This is a genomic window from Shewanella bicestrii, from assembly GCF_002216875.1.
GTDB classification, from domain to species: domain Bacteria; phylum Pseudomonadota; class Gammaproteobacteria; order Enterobacterales; family Shewanellaceae; genus Shewanella; species Shewanella seohaensis.
Map to the genome: position 1 here is coordinate 4,237,489 of NZ_CP022358.1, position 16,374 is coordinate 4,253,862.

Below are 16,374 nucleotides of genomic sequence, written 5' to 3' on the forward strand. Positions count from 1 at the left end.
CAAAAATACCGCAAAAGTTTGCCAAAGCTGTAATTGAACAAATGTTTAAAACTGTGACGCGCATCAAACTTTAGTTTTCAGCCAGGTGATAAAGGCTGAATTTAATCTTAAAAGCAGCAGTTAAAACTAAAATATCTAAATCATTTACACTTTTACAACCAAAGATCCCACCAAAGACAATCACTGCATATTTTCCAATTTATTCACATTTAAACAACCACTCAATTTAACGGCTCGCCGAACAACAACCGTCAGAGCCCCGAGATGACGCCGATTTTCAAGCTATCTCCCCCTTCGAATGGCGCTACCCAGTTGTGTCAGCTTGAATGCAAACAAGAGATTCTTTAACCTAAAACCAACAAAGATTGCAGAGCGTGCAAACTCACTCTATATTGCAGCTAGAACCTTATTTAGGCATTTAAAATGTTGCTTTAAATGACCAAAGGCGTTTAAGGGAGGGGATAGCGATGGACAGATATTTTAACCCCTTGAGTTTATCTGATAGTGCCAAGGAACATCAGATTAGCTTCCCCGTGGACTTTGTGCAGGCGCTTACCGTGGCGACCTCACTCCAAGAAGTGCTCGATACGGTTTCCCAATGGATCTATCAACTCTTTGATGCACAACGAGCCAGCATCACATTGAAGGACGATGCCGAATTTTTAAAGGTCTATTCAATCAGTGGCGATAAGGCTATTCCACTCGATTTTAGAGTCCCGATTGCTAACACCTTTGTAGGGCGCGTCTTCACTGAAAAGACGGTACTGATTTGCGATGACCTGACAAACTCCACCACCTTGGATGGCATCATGCTGGCGCAACACGGCATGAATACCTGCATGAACGCGCCATTACTCTATGGGGATATTTGTTTAGGCACCCTAAATGTCGCCCACCACCAATCCAGCTACTATAACGATGTACACGCTTTAGAATTACAGTGCTTAGCCAATTGGATTGGCCTGAACATCAGCCTGCGTCTACAGCTGAAAGAACTCGAATACCTTGCCTCAACGGATCATTTAACAGGCGCGGCCAATCGACGGGTGTTTACCCAAAAAATCCAGCAAGCCATAGTGGCGTACCATGAACAAGGGCAAGCCTTTTACTTTGGTTTGATGGACATAGATCATTTTAAGATGCTCAATGACCAATTTGGCCATACCGCAGGGGACTATGTGCTTCAGCGGATTGTCGCAATTGCAGAAACGCTGATGACAAGTCCGGGAAAATTCTTTCGGATCGGCGGTGAGGAATTTGCGATAATCTTCCTCGAGCAAACTGGGTATGATGCCCTGCAGTTTTTTAACGATATCAGGGAAGCCATTGCCAAGGCCGCCATGGAGTATGATGATGTACAACTCAGCGTCAGTGTCAGTATCGGCTTTACCGCGATGAGCGCATTAGATGAGGCGCCAGAATCCCTGCTGCGCCGCGCGGATAAGGCGCTGTATCAGGCAAAACTGGCGGGGAGAAATCGTGTAGTGATGTTTAACAGCACTCAAGTATAATTGCCCGATATGTTTAAGAATCATTCATTCAACGCCGAAAAAACGCACAACAAAATCGCAAGTCTGTAACATTTGAAGCTCATTATCTCTATGAATAATAAACACAAATATTATTCACCATCTCAGTCAATCTAACTCACTTTACCCTGCACAAAATTCGGCCTAAAGTCGCGCCCGTAATCTCACCTCCCGCTAATAATTTGTCCATTTTGGTACCGCTTGTGGAAAATAGTGCATTAACTCAATCGACTCAAAAGCCAGGGCTGTTTGTGCCTGTTGCTGGCTTAAGCCTATTTGCCCTCGCCTCGGGCTATTTGATGAGTTTGATCCCGCTGTCTCTCAGTTACTTTGAACTCAGCCCCGATCTCGCACCATGGCTCGCGAGTATTTTCTACCTAGGCTTATTGCTGGGAGCACCTTGCATCGCGCCAATCGTGGCACGTATTGGCCACAGCAAAGCCTTTATTTTATTTCTCAATATCTTATTGTGCAGCGTTGTGGTCATGGTACTGCTGCCACAGGGCGGTATCTGGCTCGCTTCGCGACTCGTTGCTGGTGTCGCGGTGGCAGGGATTTTCGTGGTCGTCGAATCTTGGTTGCTGATGGCCGACACCCAAAAACAACGGGCCAAACGCTTAGGCCTGTACATGACCGCCCTCTACGGCGGCACGGCAATCGGACAACTCGCGGTCGATTACTTAGGTACCACGGGCAACCTTCCCTATTTAGTGGTGATAGGTTTACTGGCCGCCGCCAGTTTACCCGCGCTCTTAGTTAAACGCGGTCAGCCGCAATCGAGCGAGCAACACTCGATTGCCCTCTCGGATCTTAAAAACCTGAGTAAACCCGCCGTGGTCGGTTGTTTAGTCTCGGGATTATTGCTCGGCCCTATTTACGGCCTATTGCCTGTTTATGTGTCGCAGGACATGGGATTTGCCCAGCAGACGGGGCAATTTATGGCGCTGATCATAATGGGCGGCATGATAGTCCAGCCCTTAGTGAGCTATTTATCTCCACGCTTCCAGAAGAGTGCATTAATGGCCGCCTTCAGCTTAATTGGTGCAGCGGCACTCTTTTTACTGACACAGAAATCCCTCGTTGGACTCTGGTTAGGCTTTGTGTTGCTGGGCGCCTGCGCCTTTGCCCTCTACCCTATCGCCATCAGTCTGGCCTGCGATCATTTGCCCAGCAGCCAAATTGTGTCTGCAACTCAGATTATGTTGCTCAGTTATTCCGTAGGTTCGGTTATCGGCCCGGTTGCAGCGAGTCGCTTTAATCATATCGAGCATGGCTTGTTACTCTACTTAGCCGCCAGTTTTGTGCTGACCTCTTGTTACCTTGGCGCGCACTTACTGGTGCGAAGCAAACCTCGCTTGCCGACGGCAAAAGCTTAAGGCCTATTACTAAGTAACAAAAAGGGCGCCGATAAGGGCGCCCATTTTTTTAGACTGTTTTTAACCTGGCTTCTTCGGCCACAGGCTCCTTGCAGGGAATAGCCCAGACACTGTCCTGCGGGCCATTGAATACGCGATGGCGCGTGAGTCGGTATCCATAGTAGAACAGCCCGCTAAAGCCGAGCGCCACCAGCTCGACCCCAAGCGTTGCCGCCGAATGGGGCGCCCATAAACCCAGACTCGGCACTAACAGCCCAATCACAGAGGTAATAGGCATGGCCAGAGTCGCCAAGGCGCACAGAGGTAAAATCAGCAGTGCCGCCCTCGCCGCGCCGCGCCAAAAGGCATAGGCCACTAAGGCGGCGAAGACGACATAGTACAACCACAGATAGAGATGATTAATATTGCTCACCTGTGAGTAGAACCATTTGCCCAGCAACATGCTCACCGCCAGAGCGGCAACCGAACCTAAGCAAATCCCCACGGTGGCGCTCGCCATTAATCGGCAAGCACGCGTCTGCTCACTCGCCTGTTTTTTACGTCGCTTTTCCAGCCAAAGCAAGTTGCCGCTGTAAAATAAAAAAGCGCCACTCAAGCCTAAAAAGAAATACACCCAACGCCCAAGATCGCCCCCGTAACTGCCAAAGTGCAGCCCAAAGAATACCGCCACCGTTCTGGCCCAAATGCCCTTGTCACTTTGGTCAATGGTGCTGTTGGTTATCTTGAGGCTATAGGGATGCAAATATAAGTAATCGGTAACTGGCCCGCGCATAAAGCCGTTAGGGTTGTACAGGCCTAAACGCAAGGTCGCACGGGGATTATTCAAGTTCATAAAGGTCATTTCATGCACTTGATACTCGGGGGCGAGCTCCTGCACCTTAGTCAGAACCGTGCTGACCTTAGGCAAATCGGCGAGTGTATAGGGCGTTCTATCGGGGGCGGGTTGGGCAAACAGCGGTTTTTCACCGTAAACCACCTGCTTAAGCCCATCGTAAAGCTGATCATGGAAGGCAAACACTATCACGGTCAAACTGATCACCAGATGAAATGGCAAACTAGTGATGCCGACTAAGTTGTGGGCATCGAGCCAGAAACGACTCTCGCCCTTATCTTTACGTAGGGCGAAAAAGCTTTTAGTTAAGGTAGGCAGTAAGAAAATCACTCCAGAAACCAGCGCCAAGAAGTATAAGAAGGCGGCGACGCCGAGCACATAGACGCCCGCTTGATCGTGACCCACTTCACCGGCAATCCCCGCAGTGCGGTGTAATTGGTCAATCAGCTCGGCCAGCTCGCTTGGGGTACTCAGTTGAGTCACTAATTGCCCCTGCTCGTCGAGGCTAGCATGCCAAAGCTGGTTGCTCATGCTGAGTTCACGCTCCGAGCCCTGCTCAAACCAAGTCATCGGCGACTGATGTTCATCATTCAAGTGCAAACTAAAGCCATTTTTCGCCTTATCGTCCCGCGCTAACACCTGCGACACTAACTCATCGAGCCTATCAGCAGAGACTTGCGGCAAAGTCACAGAGGGCGGCATTGACCAAGCGTCAATCGCACCTTTAAACATAGTGAGCGATCCGGCATAGAAACCGATAAACAACACTATTCCGGCGATGATCCCAGTCCAAATATGGATAGACTGATACACCCGTAACACATCACTGCGAACTTTCATCCCTTATCACCTAAAGGTATATAAAACTATATAAGTCAAAATGTTAAGCAGGCCTAAATAGCCAATGGCCCTGAGTCCTGTTTTAAAGAGAAAACTCAAACTTAAGACAGATAACCAAATGGGCGCGATCAACCACATATTGACCTGCACCTTAGTATCGGCATCTATTCCGCCCGGACCAAACCAGGCAAATAATCCCACTAGCCCTAGGGCTAAGGTAAAACCTAACACTAACCCTGCCAGTGACTTAGTCCACCAGTCGGGTTGTAACTTGTCCTGTTCAGCTATACGCGCCATGGCTTATTTCCGACCGATAAGAGAGATAAAAGGCACTAAGCCCGAGAGCAACATCAACAGGGCTATCCAGAGAAACATTGCGGCACTGAAGGTGAACAGACTCAGCCAACCAATCAAGCTGGCGAGGGCAAGCCCATAGGCGAGTAACCGCCAAGGCCGCTTAGGCAAAGGGCGAGCTAATCGTTTTTGCTGCTTATTGGCCAGATAACACAACAGGCAAGCCGTCAGCGTCGACAACAAAAAGATAAGTTGCAACACGGGATTTATCCTCTCACGACAAAGTGTTAGCACAATTAAACTCACTGAAATCTATCGCCTTTTCGCCTGATACCCACAAAGCACTAACGGGCGAAATGATAGAAAATTGAGTTAATTTCGGGACTCTAACTTTAGTGAGAATAGTTCGCAATAACATTTACACTGTAAGGATAAGCAATGACATCTGGGTCACACATCGACAAGTCCAATGCAGTCTTGTTGCCTCATGTTAACCATTAAGATACATTTTGCTGCAAAATGTAACGCCAAGTGATTAAAACTAAACCGTATTCCGCCCCAATAAATTCGCCATCGCAACATATCAGCAAAGGAAGCGACATGATAAAAACTGAACTTAACCTGCCAAGCTCTATTGGCCTCTCTAAAATCATCCCCCTAGTGATTTTACTGATCCTCTTTATTTCACTCTTTGGCAGTTGGTACACGGTCGACCAAGGTGAGCGCGGAGTGATTCTGCGTAACGGTAAGATCATCGGCACCGCCGAGCCAGGGCTTGGATTTAAAATGCCACTGTTCGATACAGTAGTGAAAATCTCAACCCAAACCCACACCACCAGCTACAGCTCATTACAAGCCTATAGCCGCGATCAGCAACCCGCGACCCTCAACGCTTCAGTCACCTTCAACGTGCCGCCGGATCGTGTCGAAGAAGTGTATGCCAACTTTAAGAGTATTGATGCCATGGTGGCTCGCCTACTCGACCGCCAAGTGCCAACGCAAGTTGAGAACATTTTTGGTAAATACACTGCGATTTCGGTCGTGCAGGAGCGGATCAAATTCGGTATAGATGTCACCAGCGCCATCACTAACTCGGTCAAAGGCCCCATCGAAATCACCTCAGTGCAGATTGAAAATATCGACTTTTCCAACGCCTATGAAAAGTCTGTAGAAGACAGAATGCGCGCCGAAGTTGAGGTACAAACCCAGCTGCAAAACCTCGAGAAAGAAAGAGTCAGCGCACAAATCGCCGTGACCCAAGCGCAAGCAGAAGCCGACTCACAACTCGCCCGCGCTAAGGCTGAGGCCGAAAGTATTAGGATTAAAGGGGATGCAGAGGCGTCTGCCATTAAGAGCCGCGCCGAGGCTCTGGCACAAAATCAAAACCTTGTCGAACTGACCAAAGCCGAGAAGTGGGATGGCAAGCTGCCCACCACAGTGCTGCCAACGGGCACTCTGCCGTTTATCGATGCTAAAAAGTCGAACTAATAAACGACTGAGCGTCACGCGTCACCCTGCCGCGTGAGCGGTACAATTGAAGTGTCACAATAAAAAAATCCCCAGTCATTGCTGGGGATTTTTAGTTAGCGTTAGCACTATGAGCAGCAGTCGCTGCGGCGCAGCCAGCTTCTTGGGATTTTCTCGAATACCACTTTCGCCATCAGCAATGCGAGCACTATGCCTGAGGTCGCGACTAGCCACTCTGGCAACATTTGATGTTGCTCACCAATCTGTGGCATCACCTCAAAACCAAAGTTAGCAACCAGGTAATTCACTAAAGCACCAGCGACTAAGGCAACACCCAAGACGCCGCCAAGATAACCATAGAGCGCGCGCTTACCCAGCTCCTTAGTCACCACGCCTAAGGTGGCGATATTGGTTGCAGGACCTGCCATCATAAACACCAGCACGGCGCCGGGGGAGACACCCGCCAGTAGCAAGCCGGCGGCAATCGGCGTTGAAGCTGTAGCGCAGATATACATAGGCACAGACACTAGCACCATCACCAACATAGCAAGCAATCCATCGCCCCACTTAGCTAAAAAGTCATCAGGAACATAGGTTTGTACTATGGCAGCGAAGAATAAACCCACCAGCAACCATAGTGTGGTGTCACGCACCAGATCCGTCGCCGCATATTTAAGACCTATGCCTACACGTGCAATCACAGATTCCGACTTAAGCTCGGTCGCCATATCCTGTGTAGATGCGCAGCAGCTCTCGCCTTCGGTTTGATGGCTATCAGCCGTTTTCGCGCTTGAGCTACTACAACATGCGCCCTTCTTCACTACGACTATTTTTTCAGGCGCGGCAGTTTGAGTGCCACAGCATGAACCAGCATTTTCAATCTTAACCGCACTAACTTTAGCCACATTAACCATACCGACAGCGCCCATGCTTGAGCCGCCAGTTGCCATTAGACTTGGCGCCGCCATCGGCGTCATTTTGATTTTTGGCTCGGCTGCTGGCGCTTTCGCGTTATCACTGCCGCAGCAGGAAGACTTAACTGGCGTGATTGCTGGCGCGTTTGTCGATGCACAGCAGCTTTTTACCGCTTCGGCTTTGACCACTTTCTCCGCCGACGGGGATTTTGAAGCACAGCATGAAGCGACAGGAGTAGCGCTAGCGAATGCCTTGTCTGACTGAGCCTTGTCTAACTGAGCCTCGGCCTTAGCAGCAGGTTTGCCATCGTCATCATCTCGCCCGACTAAAAGGCCCGCAACAATAGCACTGGTGATCGCCGCAATCGGCCGTACTATCGCCATAAAAGGGCCGAGCAAAACGTAGGAAACCGTTACAGAGTCGACCCCAGTTTCTGGAGTCGAGACTAAAAAGGAAGTCGTTGCCGCTTTCGATGCCCCAGAGCGGCGCAGCCCAACGGCCGCGGGGATCACCCCGCAGGAACACAGAGGTAATGGCGCGCCCAATAACGCCGCCTTCACCACGGTTTTAAAGCCATGCCCGCCGAGCTGTTTTTGCATCCAAGCCATGGGCACAAACACTTTGAGTAGGCCCGCCAGAATCAAGCCGAGCAGCAGCCAAGGGGCGGAATCTAAAAACAGATCGATAAAATTCTTCAATAACATAGTTAATTCCCTGACTTATCTAGGGTTGTCGCATCTGGAGTTTGGCCATGGTCGTGCTCCACACGCACTCGCTCTGTGCTCGACTCCAGCGCCTCTAAAATCGAGCAATGTTCGGCGCTGCGCGGCCCGCCGCAGCAGGCATCCGACAGTTTTTGCAAACTGGTTTGAAAATGCAGTAACTCGGCAATCTTAGTCTGCACCTGAGCCAACTTAACGTCGACCATGCCCTTCACATCGGCACAGGCCCAATTGGATTTATCCAACTCGATAGAAAGCAGCTCGCTAATTTCACTCAAGCTAAAACCTACCGCCTTCGCCCGTAGAATAAAACGCAGCCGTGCGGCATCGGCATCGGTATAGACCCGATAGCCAGAGTCGGTGCGGCTCGAAGGCGAAAGCAGGCCGTGTTTCTCATAAAATCTGAGGGTATCGGCTTTCACTTCGCATAAATCGGCTAACTCACCAATGCGGTACATAGTTCTATCCTTTGCAGCTTAGCTTGCCTCATGCCAACCTTCGCTGACAATCAACATCATGGTGCGAGTATAAACCTTAGAGCCTACTCCAAGGTCAAGGGCTATTTTTAAATTTATACCTCAGTCAAAAAACACGGCACTTTGTTCTGATATCAATATTGTGAAATCGCGCAGAAAAAACACCCGTAAATCCAGTTTTACGGTAGAATACGCGCGCCTGACGCTGGGACAAAAAATATAAGTAGGACCAAGGGGCTTTTGGAAAGCAGAATCCGATGGAAGTTGTTCTGTTTTCCGAAAGATCCTTGAAACTAAAATAACTGGACCCTGTACCCAAATGACTGTTGCAAATAATGCCAGACCCATTCGTCGCGCGCTGTTAAGCGTTTCAGATAAAACCGGAATTCTCGAATTCGCCAAAGCATTACACGCCCAAGGCGTTGAACTGCTGTCAACGGGCGGCACCGCTCGCTTGTTAGCGGATAACGGCGTGCCTGTTATCGAAGTATCTGACTATACAGGACACCCTGAGATCATGGATGGTCGCGTTAAAACCCTGCACCCTAAAGTGCATGGCGGCATTTTGGCGCGTCGCGGTCTTGATGAAAATGTCATGGCTGCCAACAACATCAATGCAATCGATCTGGTTGCGGTTAACCTCTACCCCTTTGCCGATACCGTTGCTAAAGCCGGTTGCACCTTAGAAGATGCGATTGAAAACATCGACATCGGTGGCCCGACTATGGTGCGCGCTGCGGCGAAAAACCATAAAGACGTGACTATCGTGGTAAATGCGGCCGACTATAACCGCGTATTAGCCGAAATGGCCGCCAACAATGGCAGCACGACTCACGCGACCCGTTTCGATTTAGCGATTGCAGCCTTCGAACACACTGCCGGTTACGATGGCATGATCGCCAACTATTTCGGCACTATGGTTCCTGCACATAGCACTGATGAGTGCTTCGAAGATTCTAAGTTCCCACGCACCTTCAACACTCAATTAGTGAAGAAGCAAGATCTGCGTTACGGTGAAAACAGCCACCAAACTGCAGCCTTCTATGTTGACACTAAGATCGACGAAGCCTCAGTCGCAACGGCAGTTCAACTGCAAGGTAAAGCACTGTCTTACAACAACATCGCCGATACCGATGCCGCCCTTGAGTGCGTGAAAGAGTTCAGCGAACCCGCTTGCGTTATCGTTAAACACGCTAACCCATGTGGTGTTGCACTGGGTAAAGACTTACTCGATGCCTATAACCGCGCCTATCAAACTGACCCAACGTCAGCCTTTGGCGGCATCATCGCCTTCAACGGCGAGTTAGATGCAGCAACCGCTAGCGCTATCGTTGAGCGTCAATTCGTTGAAGTGATTATTGCGCCAGTCGTGAGCCAAGGTGCCCGCGATGTAGTGGCCAAGAAAACCAACGTGCGTCTGTTAGAGTGCGGTCAATGGGATACTAAGACCAAGACCTTAGACTATAAGCGCGTAAACGGTGGTCTGCTGGTGCAAGACCGCGACCAAGGCATGGTTGGCTTAGATGACATTAAAGTCGTGACTAAACGTCAACCGACCGAGAGCGAGCTGAAGGACTTAATGTTCTGCTGGAAAGTGGCTAAGTTCGTTAAATCTAACGCCATTGTTTACGCTAAAGACGGTATGACCATCGGTGTCGGCGCCGGCCAAATGAGCCGCGTCTACAGCGCTAAGATTGCTGGTATCAAGGCTGCCGATGAAGGCTTAGAAGTGGTTAACTCTGTGATGGCGTCCGATGCCTTCTTCCCATTCCGCGACGGTATCGATGCCGCAGCGGCGGCGGGCATCAGCTGCATCATCCAGCCAGGTGGCTCAATGCGCGATGCTGAAATCATCGCCGCGGCCGACGAGCACGGCATGGCCATGGTAATGACGGGCATGCGCCACTTCCGTCACTAATGCCACCTACAGCCAGCAAGCCATGTGCTGGCTGTTTCATTTATCGCACTCTGTAGCGCTAAAAATCTAACCACAAGAATTTAAAACTCAAAGGGATGACTTAACATGAAAGTATTAGTTATTGGTGGCGGCGGCCGCGAACATGCCCTAGCTTGGAAAGCGGCACAATCCCCACAGGTAGAGCTGGTTTATGTTGCACCGGGTAACGCGGGCACGGCCCTCGAGCCGAAGTTAGAAAACCTCAACATCAGCGCGACGGACATTCCTGCCCTGCTCGATTTTGCTCAAACCAATCAGATCGAACTCACCATCGTTGGCCCAGAAGCGCCGCTGGTATTGGGTGTGGTCGATGCCTTTAATGCTGCGGGTCTACCCATTTTCGGCCCAACCAAAGCGGCAGCACAGTTAGAAGGCTCTAAGGCGTTCACTAAGGACTTCTTAGCACGCCACAATATCCCAACGGCGGGTTATAAAAACTGTACCGAAATCCAAGACGCTAAAGCCTTCGTGCGTGAACTGACGGGCAAGACGGGTTACCCAGTGGTAATCAAGGCCGACGGTTTAGCCGCAGGTAAAGGCGTAATCATCGCCCAAGATCAAGCTGAAGCCGATGCCGCCATCGAAGATATGCTCGCAGGCAACAAGTTTGGCGATGCTGGTTCTCGCGTGGTTATCGAAGAATTCTTAAAAGGCGAAGAAGCCAGCTTTATCGTTATGGTCGATGGTAAAAATATCCTCGCCATGGCGACCAGCCAAGACCATAAAGCCCGTGATAATGCCGACCACGGTCCAAACACTGGCGGCATGGGCGCTTACTCACCAGCGCCTGTGGTCACCCAAAGCGTGCACGATTGGACCATCGCTAACGTTATCCGCCCAACGGTTGATGGCATGGCGGCTGAAGGCAATGTTTACACAGGCTTCCTGTATGCGGGCCTGATGATCGCACCAGACGGCAGCGCCAAAGTACTGGAATACAACTGCCGCTTTGGCGACCCAGAAACCCAACCTATTATGATGCGCCTCAAGTCAGATCTGGTTGAGCTGTGTTTAGCCGCAACCCGTGGCGAGCTGGATAAAGTTACCGCCGAGTACGATTCTCGCGCCGCAGTCGGTGTTGTATTAGCCGCAGGCGGTTACCCAGATGACTACCGCAAGGGCGATGTGATCCAAGGTTTAAGCCTAGGTAATCACGATGCCAAAGTCTTCCACGCAGGTACTGAGATGAAAGACGGTCATGTAGTTACTAACGGCGGCCGCGTTCTATGCGCTACAGCCCTAGGACACACTGTGACCGAAGCACAAAAAGCTGCTTATCTGCTGGTTGATGAAATCCACTGGGATGACGTGTATTTCCGCACCGATATCGGCTATCGCGCCATTGCCCGCGAACAACAGGGCTAAGCTTTAATTCATTTAAAAAAACCGGCTATGCGCCGGTTTTTTTATGCCTTAAATTTGACGAACGTCAATTTTAAGTTAATGATTTATATCAATTTTAAGAAATCAAAACCTACTTTCACCCGCATTATTCCTATACAATGCTACGCAAATGTTAACTACCTACAAATGCTAAGGACTCTCCATGGAGATTAGACTCATTTCTGCCGCCATCGCCTTGATACTCGCGGGTTGTGGCGGAGGCTCAGAGGACTCGGGTAGCACAACCCCTCCGCCGGAGCCGCCAGTCCAACCTCCTGCGGTGACTCAATATACAGCGAGTACTAGTCCAGTCTTGGGTGGTAAGCTCATCCCTAGCAGCCAAAAGGTAGATGCGGGTAAAAGTGCCAGCTTTAGCATTCAAGCCGACAACGGTTTCGTGCTGGATAGCATTAGCGGCTGTGGCGGTGCGCTGACCGAACAGACCTATATCACTGCGACGATAAGCGCAGATTGCACTATCACCCCAAGTTTTATCAGCAATGCTGAAAATGCCATTCGCCATCAAGACCATACCCTTGCTAGCGCCGACGAACTGATTGATTTCAGCACCACCGAACTGGCGAGCATAGAGACCGCCCGCAAAGCGAAAATCACCGAACTCTATCAAGGTGTGGGTAACAGCATCACTTGGCATCCGACCCACGATTCCATCACCTTTTCGAGCTTTATGCCGGAAAATACTTTTACCTTACTGCCATCCAATGTTGATGGCAGCGGTGACAGTGCCATACGCGGCTTAGTGATGGCGGGCGAACAACAAGGCCAGCGTTATGCCGCCATGGGTGGCAACCTGTTTGCGGTTACTAATTCGGATCAGAGTGATAAGCTGCTGAAAAACCTTATCGGATGGCTGACCAAAGGCGGCGATCAGCAGAATGGCCTGAGCATAGTCACGGCACAGATGCCAAGTCGCGCCGACAGTTGGTATTTCCCCCATAACGAAGGGATCCGCACTTGGCTAAGCAAGTACTACCCCGATGCCCACAGCATCAACGACGCCAATAGCTGTGATTACACCGCCCTTGCCAGCTGTATCGATACCTTAAAACCCGATTTAATCGTTATCAGCGATATTGACCGCGACAACCTAGGTTACGCGGGCATTCAAGCGGCCATCACTAAAGCCAAGGCGGCAGGGATCCCGCTGCTGCTCTCGAATTATCGACGCGAACAAAGCGCTATGCTCTCGCCACTCTATCTTGAGATGGGGCTCTCTACTGCTGGAAACTATTGGTCGAAACTCAATGCCAATAACCTGAGTATCGACACTATCCTAGCGCAAGATAAGGCGCTCGCGGATGTCGACACCCTGCTGGCAAATTTGCGCGAACAACGCTTCGATACTCAAGTGCTCAATGACTGCAGCGGCAACTATTTAAGCTGTAACAGCAGCACCTTTGTTGAGACCTTTAAGGCGGGTGCGGATTGGTATCGCAGCAATGCAGAAACTTTAGATAACAATGATATCGATGCTTTTAACAGCCCTAATTTTAGCTTGATGAAAGCAGGATTACTCCTCGCCGACAAGTATCGCAGTGAAATCGATTATCCCATCGCCTACAGCGAATCCGCCCAGTGGCAGCAAGCCCTGTTTGCCGATTGGAGTGTTAGCTATGCCCGCGCCCACAACCTCGCCCAAGCTGACTTAGGTGAGTATGTCACCGACAGGACCAATCTGAGTAAGGGCAGCAACGCCCATTACACCTACCCTGCAACGGTGTCGGAACGTAAAAGCATCACAGTGCCTTACTCCGGCCAGTGGACAACAACGGGCTGGTACGCCTTACCCGGGCAGACCATCACCCTCAACCGCTTAGATAATACTGATGCTAATGTTGAAATTAAGCTGAATTATCATAGACGTAATACTAACCGCGCCTATGAGCAAAAGGTTTACCGCGCGCCACTGGAACTCGCCCAGCAACGCCTCAAGCTCGCCAAAGGGCAAAGTCTTGAATTCTCAACCCCCTATGGCGGCCCTATTTATCTCTATATCAGTGGTGGCGAAGGTGCGCTCAGTGTCGATGTGCAAGCCAAGAATGTGGCCAAGCACCCCAGCATCATGGATTTCTCTAATCCCGCTGAAATCACGGCCTTTAACGATAAGATCCAAAATACTGAGTTACCCCATGTGGATCTTCGTACCGATGGCGCCGAGCAGCATTTGCGCCGTGACCGTTTTATGAATGCGATTGGCGGTAAGATCCCGGATGTCAATGCGTTGCTCAAGAGCATTGTCGAGGATCATATCAACAGCGTGTATACCCTCGCGGGGCTGAAAATCCAAGGCAAGAGCTTAAGTGAATCTCTCCCCTCGGATGTGCTTTCAAGCTGTCAGGCACTCTTTGGCGCAGACTGCACCGATGCTAGCCTGCATACCCGCAGCATCATCCAACACGCTAACTATGACCAAAACGCCCACTGTGGCTCGGGTTGTAGCGGTAATCCATGGGATGCGGCTTGGAATATTTCGCCAACGGGTTGGGGAGATAACCACGAACTCGGCCACAATCTGCAAACCAACCGCCTAAACGTGCAATACGCTACTGCCGCCAATCGCGATAATTGGACTGGTTATGGTAGCCGCGCGGGGGAAAACTCCAACAATATTTTCCCCTATGTGGTGTTGTGGAAGACCCATTATCTGCGCGACGGCAACACGAGCAGCATCACCGATGGTCATATGAATCACAAAGATCTCTTCTATGTGTTTATGTCCGATGCGGCAGGCACCACTGATACCAGTGGCAAACGCGTGGTCTTTGGTGCCAACTGTAAAGTGCTCGATGTGGGTGAAGACAGATACACAGCCCCTTGGGCCAGCAATGCCTACGCGATACACAACGGCTATCGCATGGCGTTTTACATCCAAATGGCGCTAAAAGCTCATGGCATGACGCTTAACGACGGTACCAGCCTAAGCAATGGTTTCAATATCTTCACCCTGCTATATCAGCACAGCCGCATCTTTGGCAAATATGCCAATAATGCCAGCGACTGGGAGGCTAACCGCAGCAAACTCGGCTTTGAACTCTTCCCATACGAGGGGCATAGCGTTTACGGCGGCAAAACAGTGAGGGATATTCCGGGCAATGACTTTATGCTGGTATCCCTGAGTAAGCTCACAGGCAAAGATTGGCGCAGCCATTTTGATATGTTGGGCCTGCGTTACTCAAGCCTCGCCGCGGCGCAGGTAGCGGCAAACGCCAGCCAAGGTGCGGTTCCTATGGGTATGTATGAGCTTGAAACCGATTTGCCACCAGCAAACATGAGCCAAAGCTTAAGCTTTATCCCTCTGTCAGTTAGCGATGGCAGCACTCTGTGGAAAGGCACTGGCTCACCTAGCCAATGCGCTAAACCTTAATGGGTCATAGATGTCGATAGCCTCAACCTAATCCCAATAAACCTCGCTTATGCGGGGTTTATTTTTGCCCTAAAGCGTGAGCTGACGCACACAAGTCCCCCTTTGGCGGGCGCACTATCTAGACCCAACAAAAATATCAGGGGTTATTTATGGGATATTCAATCAAAGACATTATTTATCAAGGAGAAAAGTCTGGCGTGCACAATTGGCAGACGCTATCGGGACAGAATTTTTACTGGCATCCAGACTGGTTACATATCGCAGAGGATCTCACTGGCCACAAGGCCACCGCCCATATTCAGGCCGATGGCGATAAGGCGACCCAAAGCGAGGCAGAGCAAGCCATTGTGAAACACCTTAATCGCGGCAAATAAGCATTAATGGCCCGACGCAATCGCCTTGCGGGCAATTTTATCGATTAATCCCGGTGCAATCAGCTTTAGCCAGCGCCCGAGTCGGCCACGTAGCGACGTAATAAGCTGCCGACCTCGGGTCGCTATCACAGGGAGCATCATGTTCGCACATTGCTCGGCGGTGATAATTTTGGCTTCTTGCATTGGAGATTTACCAAGCGGCTTACCCTCGCCATCGAGGGCACGCTTATGAATCTGTGATACGACAAAATCGGGACAAATCACAGTCACGGCAACGTTATCATCCGCCAGTTCAATCCGCAGCGAATCAAAAAAGCCGATAACTGCATGTTTAGAAGCGGCATAGCCACTGCGCGTCGGCACGCCCGTTAACCCAGCTACCGAGGCCACAACCACCACCTGACCTTGGCTCGATTTTAAATAGGGTAAGGCGGCATGAGTTAAATACGCTGGCCCTAAATAGTTGACTCGCATAATATCTTCGAGCACTGACAGCTGATTAAGCTCATCGAAACGCGACCACATGGTCATACCCGCGTTATTCACTAGAATATCGAGGCGACCATAATGGGCAATCGTGGCTTGAATTAAGGCTTCGCATTGGGAGGCGCTACTGACATCGGCGGCAAATACAAAGGGAGTCGGACCATAGTTAGCGATTTCGAGGGCAAGGGAGGCTAAACGTGTTTCATTGCGGGCACTGAGCACCAGTTGGCAACCCACCCGTGCCATGGCGATGGCCAGCGCACGGCCTATTCCCTCCGAAGCGCCCGTAATAATGACCACTTTACCCGTCAGTCCATCCATAACTATTCCCTTGTTAC

General features: G+C 50.4%; 13 protein-coding genes. 7 read left to right on the forward strand and 6 right to left on the reverse strand.

All coding sequences use genetic code 11. The annotated features are described in order from the left end of the window. Positions 1-467 precede the first annotated feature (467 nt). Both CF168_RS18570 and CF168_RS18575 read left to right on the forward strand, forming a co-directional pair. Positions 468-1,511, forward strand: coding sequence for a sensor domain-containing diguanylate cyclase (locus CF168_RS18570; RefSeq protein WP_089068609.1), 1,044 nt, complete (start codon positions 468-470; stop codon positions 1,509-1,511). 221 nt (positions 1,512-1,732) lie between these two features. Further along, the gene (locus tag CF168_RS18575) at positions 1,733-2,905 is read left to right on the forward strand and encodes an MFS transporter (RefSeq protein ID WP_089068610.1); all 1,173 of its coding nucleotides are present in this window, start codon (positions 1,733-1,735) and stop codon (positions 2,903-2,905) included. A gap of 49 nt (positions 2,906-2,954) precedes the next feature. Here the strand turns inward: CF168_RS18575 and CF168_RS18580 are convergent, their stop codons facing one another. From CF168_RS18580 to CF168_RS18590, 3 genes are read right to left on the reverse strand one after another with little or no spacing between them, the layout of a single operon-like run. Next, entirely contained in the window at positions 2,955-4,577 is a 1,623-nt protein-coding gene (locus CF168_RS18580; RefSeq protein WP_089068611.1) for a PepSY-associated TM helix domain-containing protein, read from the reverse strand. 6 nt (positions 4,578-4,583) lie between these two features. Then, a complete protein-coding gene (locus tag CF168_RS18585; RefSeq protein WP_089068612.1) occupies positions 4,584-4,874 on the reverse strand; it encodes a hypothetical protein in 291 nt (96 codons plus the stop codon). Between the two features lie 3 nt (positions 4,875-4,877). Further along, positions 4,878-5,132 (reverse strand): hypothetical protein, encoded by a 255-nt coding sequence (locus tag CF168_RS18590; RefSeq protein ID WP_089068613.1) that lies wholly within the window; start codon positions 5,130-5,132, stop codon positions 4,878-4,880. A gap of 339 nt (positions 5,133-5,471) precedes the next feature. Between CF168_RS18590 and CF168_RS18595 the strand changes: the two genes are divergently transcribed. After that, positions 5,472-6,359: a prohibitin family protein gene (locus CF168_RS18595; RefSeq protein WP_086903802.1), complete on the forward strand. Its 888-nt coding sequence runs from the start codon at positions 5,472-5,474 to the stop codon at positions 6,357-6,359. A gap of 107 nt (positions 6,360-6,466) precedes the next feature. Here the strand turns inward: CF168_RS18595 and CF168_RS18600 are convergent, their stop codons facing one another. Continuing rightward, positions 6,467-7,957: a permease gene (locus CF168_RS18600; protein ID WP_089068614.1), complete on the reverse strand. Its 1,491-nt coding sequence runs from the start codon at positions 7,955-7,957 to the stop codon at positions 6,467-6,469. 2 nt (positions 7,958-7,959) lie between these two features. Further along, positions 7,960-8,433 (reverse strand): Zn(2+)-responsive transcriptional regulator, encoded by a 474-nt coding sequence (gene zntR / locus CF168_RS18605; RefSeq protein WP_011621248.1) that lies wholly within the window; start codon positions 8,431-8,433, stop codon positions 7,960-7,962. Positions 8,434-8,770: 337 nt separating this feature from the next. On the opposite strand from zntR, the gene purH reads away from it, so the two are divergent. From purH to CF168_RS18625, 4 genes are all read left to right on the forward strand, one after another. Further along, positions 8,771-10,369: a bifunctional phosphoribosylaminoimidazolecarboxamide formyltransferase/IMP cyclohydrolase gene (gene purH, locus CF168_RS18610; protein WP_023268923.1), complete on the forward strand. Its 1,599-nt coding sequence runs from the start codon at positions 8,771-8,773 to the stop codon at positions 10,367-10,369. A gap of 105 nt (positions 10,370-10,474) precedes the next feature. Further along, positions 10,475-11,773, forward strand: a complete 1,299-nt coding sequence (gene purD, locus CF168_RS18615; RefSeq protein ID WP_011715652.1) for a phosphoribosylamine--glycine ligase — start codon at positions 10,475-10,477, stop codon at positions 11,771-11,773. Positions 11,774-11,954: 181 nt separating this feature from the next. Continuing rightward, a complete protein-coding gene (locus tag CF168_RS18620) occupies positions 11,955-15,176 on the forward strand; it encodes an ImpA family metalloprotease (protein ID WP_089068615.1) in 3,222 nt (1,073 codons plus the stop codon). Between the two features lie 149 nt (positions 15,177-15,325). Beyond that, on the forward strand, positions 15,326-15,550 hold the full coding sequence (locus tag CF168_RS18625; protein ID WP_088211897.1) for a hypothetical protein: 225 nt from the start codon (positions 15,326-15,328) through the stop codon (positions 15,548-15,550). A 3-nt stretch (positions 15,551-15,553) separates the two neighbouring features. Here CF168_RS18625 and CF168_RS18630 read toward each other — a convergent pair whose 3' ends face one another. Then, positions 15,554-16,357: an SDR family oxidoreductase gene (locus tag CF168_RS18630; RefSeq protein ID WP_086903796.1), complete on the reverse strand. Its 804-nt coding sequence runs from the start codon at positions 16,355-16,357 to the stop codon at positions 15,554-15,556. Positions 16,358-16,374 lie beyond the last annotated feature (17 nt).

What these genes read in the sequence shown, in the direction of transcription:
- CF168_RS18570 (WP_089068609.1), top strand. Translation starts at nt 468, where the DNA reads ATGGACAGATATTTTAACCCCTTGAGTTTATCTGATAGTGCCAAGGAA.
- CF168_RS18580 (WP_089068611.1), bottom strand. Translation starts at nt 4,577, where the DNA reads ATGAAAGTTCGCAGTGATGTGTTACGGGTGTATCAGTCTATCCATATT.
- CF168_RS18585 (WP_089068612.1), bottom strand. Translation starts at nt 4,874, where the DNA reads ATGGCGCGTATAGCTGAACAGGACAAGTTACAACCCGACTGGTGGACT.
- CF168_RS18595 (WP_086903802.1), top strand. Translation starts at nt 5,472, where the DNA reads ATGATAAAAACTGAACTTAACCTGCCAAGCTCTATTGGCCTCTCTAAA.
- CF168_RS18600 (WP_089068614.1), bottom strand. Translation starts at nt 7,957, where the DNA reads ATGTTATTGAAGAATTTTATCGATCTGTTTTTAGATTCCGCCCCTTGG.
- zntR (WP_011621248.1), bottom strand. Translation starts at nt 8,433, where the DNA reads ATGTACCGCATTGGTGAGTTAGCCGATTTATGCGAAGTGAAAGCCGAT.
- purH (WP_023268923.1), top strand. Translation starts at nt 8,771, where the DNA reads ATGACTGTTGCAAATAATGCCAGACCCATTCGTCGCGCGCTGTTAAGC.
- purD (WP_011715652.1), top strand. Translation starts at nt 10,475, where the DNA reads ATGAAAGTATTAGTTATTGGTGGCGGCGGCCGCGAACATGCCCTAGCT.
- CF168_RS18620 (WP_089068615.1), top strand. Translation starts at nt 11,955, where the DNA reads ATGGAGATTAGACTCATTTCTGCCGCCATCGCCTTGATACTCGCGGGT.
- CF168_RS18625 (WP_088211897.1), top strand. Translation starts at nt 15,326, where the DNA reads ATGGGATATTCAATCAAAGACATTATTTATCAAGGAGAAAAGTCTGGC.
- CF168_RS18630 (WP_086903796.1), bottom strand. Translation starts at nt 16,357, where the DNA reads ATGGATGGACTGACGGGTAAAGTGGTCATTATTACGGGCGCTTCGGAG.